At 59.2% G+C, this 5,948-nt stretch carries 5 protein-coding genes; 4 read left to right on the forward strand and 1 reads right to left on the reverse strand.

Features of this window, described 5'->3' with window-relative positions:
- The 4 genes from ACMLHG_RS13745 to ACMLHG_RS13760 form a co-directional block, all read left to right on the forward strand.
- A partial coding sequence (locus ACMLHG_RS13745; protein WP_417170856.1) for a hypothetical protein occupies positions 1-210 on the forward strand: 210 nt, incomplete at its 5' end.
- A 243-nt stretch (positions 211-453) separates the two neighbouring features.
- Positions 454-645, forward strand: coding sequence for a hypothetical protein (locus tag ACMLHG_RS13750; RefSeq protein WP_417170857.1), 192 nt, complete (start codon positions 454-456; stop codon positions 643-645).
- Positions 642-2,987, forward strand: coding sequence for a right-handed parallel beta-helix repeat-containing protein (locus ACMLHG_RS13755; protein ID WP_417170858.1), 2,346 nt, complete (start codon positions 642-644; stop codon positions 2,985-2,987). The genes ACMLHG_RS13750 and ACMLHG_RS13755 overlap by 4 nt, the downstream gene beginning before the upstream one ends.
- Before the next feature lie 212 nt (positions 2,988-3,199).
- Positions 3,200-4,987: an alpha/beta hydrolase-fold protein gene (locus ACMLHG_RS13760; protein WP_417170859.1), complete on the forward strand. Its 1,788-nt coding sequence runs from the start codon at positions 3,200-3,202 to the stop codon at positions 4,985-4,987.
- 40 nt (positions 4,988-5,027) lie between these two features.
- Here ACMLHG_RS13760 and ACMLHG_RS13765 read toward each other — a convergent pair whose 3' ends face one another.
- Complete coding sequence (locus ACMLHG_RS13765; protein WP_417170860.1) at positions 5,028-5,906, reverse strand: AraC family transcriptional regulator; 879 nt, start codon at positions 5,904-5,906, stop codon at positions 5,028-5,030.
- Between the last annotated feature and the right edge of the window lie 42 nt (positions 5,907-5,948).

The raw sequence follows: 5,948 nt of genomic DNA on the forward strand, positions 1-5,948 counted from the left end.
AAAGCGAGAACCACCGCCTGCGCAAATAATCTCAAACAACTCGGCAACTGTTTCGCACAATATTCTGTCGATTTCAATGACTATGTCTGTCCTGCATCCTGTGGCGTAGTCAATCTTACTACCGGCGGAATGTGCTGTTACTTCGATCAGCCATCCTATTTTGTGGACACCTACATATACAAAGGGGCGGCAACCGCCGGAGACAGATAGCGTTCGGCCAAAACAATATTGGTATGCCCCGAGGCGGCTTATCTTCACAACACCGTACCGGTCAATCCGACAGGAATCGCGCTGAACGGCGGCACTCTGCAGAAACACAAATCCTATAATGTACCTTACGCCATCGGGGTAATCGGAACCGCATATGATGATACTTATCCGCCTTTCAAAGTCAGTCGTCTGCGGTACCCGACACGCTTTCCCAATCTGTATGATGGAACCGGTAAAAATGTCATGATGAATGAAGCGGATCAATGGCTGGATCCCGGCCACTACAACTGTCGAGTCCACTACCGTCACGCGGCGAAGACAAATGTCCTTTATGTCGCCGGCAATGTCTCCACGACTCGACGCTGCCAGCGCATTATCAATGGTCGGGAAGGCAATTGGACTTCCGCTTATGAAATGAAGGTATCTGCAAAATGAAAAAGGTTACATCAGCACTCCTCATGCTGTTCTATTTCAATCTTGCGCTTTTCGCGGGGGAGGTCTCTTTGCGATTGATACCACTTTTCCGCGGATGTTCCTACTACTGGAGCGGCGAAGCGGTCGGCGCTGTTACGCCGTATTTCCGTCCGCTTAATTGCGCCCGGTGGAGCGCCGGGATTCCGCCGGTCCACGACCGTGACCGGAAGGAGTATCGCGGCAGCATCGTCCATCTGGAGGAGGATTGCGCTTACGAGTTCGAACTGCGCGACGCGAAGGGGATGGTTTTACCGGGGAGCCGCGGCACGTTCCGCACCTGGAAGAGCACCGTACCGGTTGCGCGAACTATCGTGCTCGACGAAACCAACTTCGACGGCCATCTGGAAATCACGGCGAAAGGCCGTCCCGACGGCTGGATCCGCTATACGGCCAAGCCGGGATTCATTCTGACCAATCCCCGGCAGGCGGCGAACAAAGAGAAGACCGTCGCCCACGACAATTCCGATGCGATGATCAACCTCCGCAATGCCGAATACATTCTGATCGACAACTTGACAGTGCGCGGCGGCATGTCGCATGTGATTCATGTGGAAAACTCTTCGCATATCCGGATCGCCAACTGCGACATCGCCGGCTGGGGGCGGGTCGGCGTGCAACGGTTCGACCGGAACGGGCGGTTCTTCCCGGTCGGCGTTCCGGTGCCGAAGAATTACTACGGGATCAACTTCGACGCGGCGATTCACCTAAAGAACAGCGCGAACGTGGTCATTGAGCGCAACTACATCCACGATCCGCTCTCCCGCGCCAACAGCTGGCTGTACGCCCATCCTGCCGGTCCGGAGGCGGTCGCCGTGCAGATGGTGCGGAACACCGTACTCCGCTACAACGACTTCATCGGCAGCGATGAACACCGGTTCAACGACGCGGTCGAGGGCTGGGGGAATTTTCATCCGCAGGGTGGCTTCAACACCGATGCCGAAATCTACGGCAACTTCATGATCTTCTGCAATGACGACAATATCGAACTCGATGGAGGACAACAGAATGTGCGTTGTTTCCGCAACCGTTTCGAAGGCGCGCTCTGCGGAGTCAGCATTCAGGGCTGTATGACCGGCCCGAGCTACCTCTATGAAAACCTCACCTCCGAGATGGGGGATGAACGGGGCGCCACACAACTGATTCTGAAAACCGCCTCCCGCCGCAGCGGCAAATACGCCGCCTCCTACGTATTCAACAACACCTTTTCCGGAAAAGGGCGAGGAACCGACGTGCTGGAACATCACCGGATGGTTCTGTACAACAACATCTTCGACGGTGCGGGGAACCGTATCGCCCACGCTGGCCGCCCCACGGCGGAAACCGCCAACAACCTGCTCCCCGGCGGACCGTCGCCACGGTTTCTGGATGCCTCCCGCGGCCGCTACGAACCGGCACCGGATTCCCCGGCCCGCGGCGGCGGAAAAGTGATTCCCAATTTCACCGGTCCGGGGCCGGTGGATGTCGGCGCCTTCCAGAGCGCCTCCCCGCGACCGTTGCCGGAACGACCGCTGCCGGTCCGGCTGGACTGCGAAAAAATCCGGTTTAAAGTAGATGAAACTCAGGCGAAAGTTGTTGCGACAGTAGCGGGAAGCAACTTTTCCGGCCGTTACCGGATTGCGAAAAACAGCGACTTCGACTGGTTCACCGTCACACCGGATTCCGGCACGCTGAAATCGGGCGATCAGGTCACCTTCACGATACAGACCCGGCCGGAACGATTCCGGGAGCGGCCGCTGATGCACGGCGCGTTTCTGATCCGATTTGAGGATGGCCTGTCGCGCCCGGTCTCGGTCTACGCGGAAACCGGTTGGGAGATGCCGCTGAAACCGCACAAACCGGGCGATGTGGCCATCTACCTGAATCCGGAAACGGCGGATAAAGGGAAGAAATTCCCCCGGGTGAATCCGGCTCACGGCCCGGAAGAGGATGGCTGTGTGGAATTCCCGGCCCGGGGGAAACCGGAAAAATCCGGCTCGCCATATCTCCTGGAATTCGAGTTTGACGTACCCGAAGAGGGATACTACGGTCTCTTCGTCCGGGCAGACGTTCCCTCCCCCGCCGGAGCGCACGACTCCTTCTTCTACGGATTTGACGACCAGCCGATGATACCCGGAAGTTTTGCGGAAGCGAGAAGCGGCCGCAAACGCTGGTACATGGTGGCGCAATCCGGACCGCAGGAGACCCGGAGCGCCTGTCATTTTACCCGCGGTCGCCACAAGCTTCGCATCTCCCCCCGGGAATCCACCCGGATCGGTCTTATCGCCGTGACCGACAACCACTACGCGTTCGAGTTGAAAGAATAAGAGGTGTCTGAAGCGGGGATTTCGCCATTCCCGCTTCACAACGAAGAAAAACGTTTCATTTTTGATCTATCTTAATTGACAATGTCACACGTTTGCGATATACTTATTTTGGCGGAATTAAAAAGTTCTCTACAGGAGAATAATCCGCCGTCACTGCCGGGAAATCGGAACGATTCCGAAAAATCATGCTGAAACAAGGAGATAGAAAAGACATGAAGAGAGTGTTCTTGCCCCTGCTCGCCGCCGGAACCATTTCAGCGGTTCTGTCCGCCGGGGAACTCGCCGACCTGCGCGCGGAATACCGCGACAATCAGCTCTTTCTGCAATGGAAGGAGAACGATCTGCCGCGAGAGGCCCGACTGACCGTCTGGCGCAGCAGCGCCCCGATCACCCGGGAAAATCTCCCGTCGGCGGAACCCGTCGCCGATCTGCTCAATCCCGGCAGTGCGCGCGACTGGTGGCAGGACGTCGACTCATTCTACGTCCGCAAAGGGAACGACAAGAAGAGCGAGGAGATCTTCGCCGGCGACGTCGCCGATGCCGGCAAAGGCAAAAAAATTATCCCCGGATTTGTCATCAAAGAGAACGGCAAGCCGCTCGATCCACGTTCCGGTCTGCATGTCCACACGCCGGAAAAGCCGGGCACGTTCCACTACGCCGTCAGCTGGAAGAAGGGACTGCACGGCGCTCCGGAGCAGCTGCTCCCGCTCGCTTCACCGGTCACGGTCACCGCACCGGGCAAAGCGGCTCCCATCCGGATCAGCGGCCGGAAACTTGCCGCCGGCTGTGCCAAGGGGCTGCCGCTGATTGTCCAGCTTCACGGACGCGGCGGCGGCGCCGGCGTCGATTCGAAAGGGCGGGCGCGCGGCACTCATCTCATTTTCCTGGATCGCTCGCTCGGCTGGCGCGAAGGACTGCCAGTCAAATTCAACCTCTCGGTCCGCAGGGACTGCGTTCAGATGGAGCTCTTCGACCGGGTCTGGATCGGGCGTGTCATGCAGGGGAAAGAGGTAGCCGACGCCCGCGACAAGGTTCCGGCGATCTCCACCTTCTGGCTCGGATATAACGTCAACATCGGCGAGAGCAACCTCGGGCCGGAGTTCCGCGTCGACAACTACTCCGAACGGATCATTCTCCACCTGATCCGCTGGGCACAGGAATATCTCGGGACCGACCCGGCGCGCACCTACGCGGTCGGCGGCTCGATGGGCGGTAGCGGCGCGGTACAGCTGGCGACCCATTTTCCGGATGTGTTCGCCGCGGTCCGCGCCGATGTGCCGGTTTACAGCTATACCTGGGAACGCTGTAACAAAGTTGCGCCGAGCGCCATCCGGCTGGTCTGCAGCTGTGGCCCCTTTTCCGCAAAGAATCCGGCGCGCATGCCCGACGGGCGCGATCTGCTCGATTACGGCAACGGCGCGAAAAACATCGCGCGTCCCGAAATCGACATGCCGCCCATCTTCGCCACCAACGGCCGCAACGACTGGTCCATTCCCTGGGTGAACAATCCTCCCTTCTACCGGGCGGCCAACGAGGCGCGCCAGGCGTTTCAGGTGTTCTGGAACGACGGCGATCACGGGATGACCAGCGCCTGTCCGAAGGATATGCGTCCCAACAACCGTGACCTTTTCCGCTACCGGCTCGACCGCGGATTCGTCGCCTTCAGCAACTCCAGTGACAACAGAGATTACGGCGACGGCGACCCGAAGAAGGGCGATGCCGTCGGCTGGATCAACCGGGGACTCTCCTTCGACGAGGTGAAGGAGACTCCGAACCGCTGCGAAGTGACACTCCGCGCCGCGCATCCGGAAATCCGTTATCCGGTCCGCGCCGACGTCACGCTGCGCCGCCGCCAGCAGTTCCGTCCGGCGCCGGGCAGCACGATCCAAGTGACCGTCAACGGGAAAACCACCTCCATGCAGGTGCCGTCCGGTCCGCTGACCATCCCCGGCATCGTCTTTGCCGACAGCAAGCCGGTGACGCTGCTGCTGGAACAATAACGATCTCTCGTTTCAGTGCCGGAGAGGAAAGCTCTTCGCCTTATTCCGGCAATAACGCCCCGCCTCCGGCGCGCCCCATCCGGAGCTCCCGGGGCGAGGCGTTGAAACGCTTCCGGATCACCCGGAAAAAGTAGGTGCGGTCGGCAAATCCGCTCCGCGCGGCAATCTCCCGCATCGGCAGACTGGTGCCGCGAATCAGCTCCAGCGCGTGACCGCAGCGCAGCTCCGTGATATATTCCGACGGAGTCACGCCGAGCGCAACACGGAAAATACGAAACAACGTCACCCGGCTGAGCTGCAGCTGTTCGGCCAGCGCGTTCACGTTAAATGCCGGGTCACTGTGGTAAAGGCGGCAGCGTTCCATCGCGATCTCCACAATTTTTTCCGCCTGCGGTTCCGGTTCGCTGCACTCCACCGCATGTGCGAGAATGTCGCAAACCAGCGCCACCATCTTCCGCCACGCGAAAACAGTCCGGACATGCAACCCCTGCTCGAATTCGTCGAAGAGCCGTTCCGGACATCTCCCCGCGGCGATCGGGTGATGAGGAATCCGGTAGGACTCCAGGAACGCGCGCGCCCCCTCCCCGTCGAAGGTAAGCCAGCGATAGATCCATGGCGACGAACAACTTTCCGACACCCAGCTGTCGAATGGAAGCAGATAGAAGAAATCCCCCTCCCGGAAATCAAAGGTTCCGTACCGGGTTTCGAAGCGCCCCCGCCCCCTCACCCCCCAGAAAAGGTGCACCATCGGCTTCTGCCTGCCGGATTCCACCCGCCGGAATCCTCTCTCGTAATCAAAACAGCCGCAGGAACGCGGATAGAACGGCAACGACAGATTCGGAATCTTCTCCACCGACGGGCGCGCACTGCCGAACGAGGTGGCGTGAGCGTACCAGCTGTGCACATTGGTGTGTAACATAAGTTAACTTTCCGGAAACATTTATTCTCTTGCTGTTTTGTT

The organism is Victivallis sp., assembly GCF_048170485.1.
Taxonomy (GTDB): Bacteria; Verrucomicrobiota; Lentisphaeria; order Victivallales; family Victivallaceae; genus Victivallis.

Coding starts and splice junctions, on each gene's coding strand:
- ACMLHG_RS13765 (WP_417170860.1), bottom strand. CDS start 5,906: ATGTTACACACCAATGTGCACAGCTGGTACGCTCACGCCACCTCGTTC.
- ACMLHG_RS13755 (WP_417170858.1), top strand. CDS start 642: ATGAAAAAGGTTACATCAGCACTCCTCATGCTGTTCTATTTCAATCTT.
- ACMLHG_RS13750 (WP_417170857.1), top strand. CDS start 454: ATGATGAATGAAGCGGATCAATGGCTGGATCCCGGCCACTACAACTGT.
- ACMLHG_RS13760 (WP_417170859.1), top strand. CDS start 3,200: ATGAAGAGAGTGTTCTTGCCCCTGCTCGCCGCCGGAACCATTTCAGCG.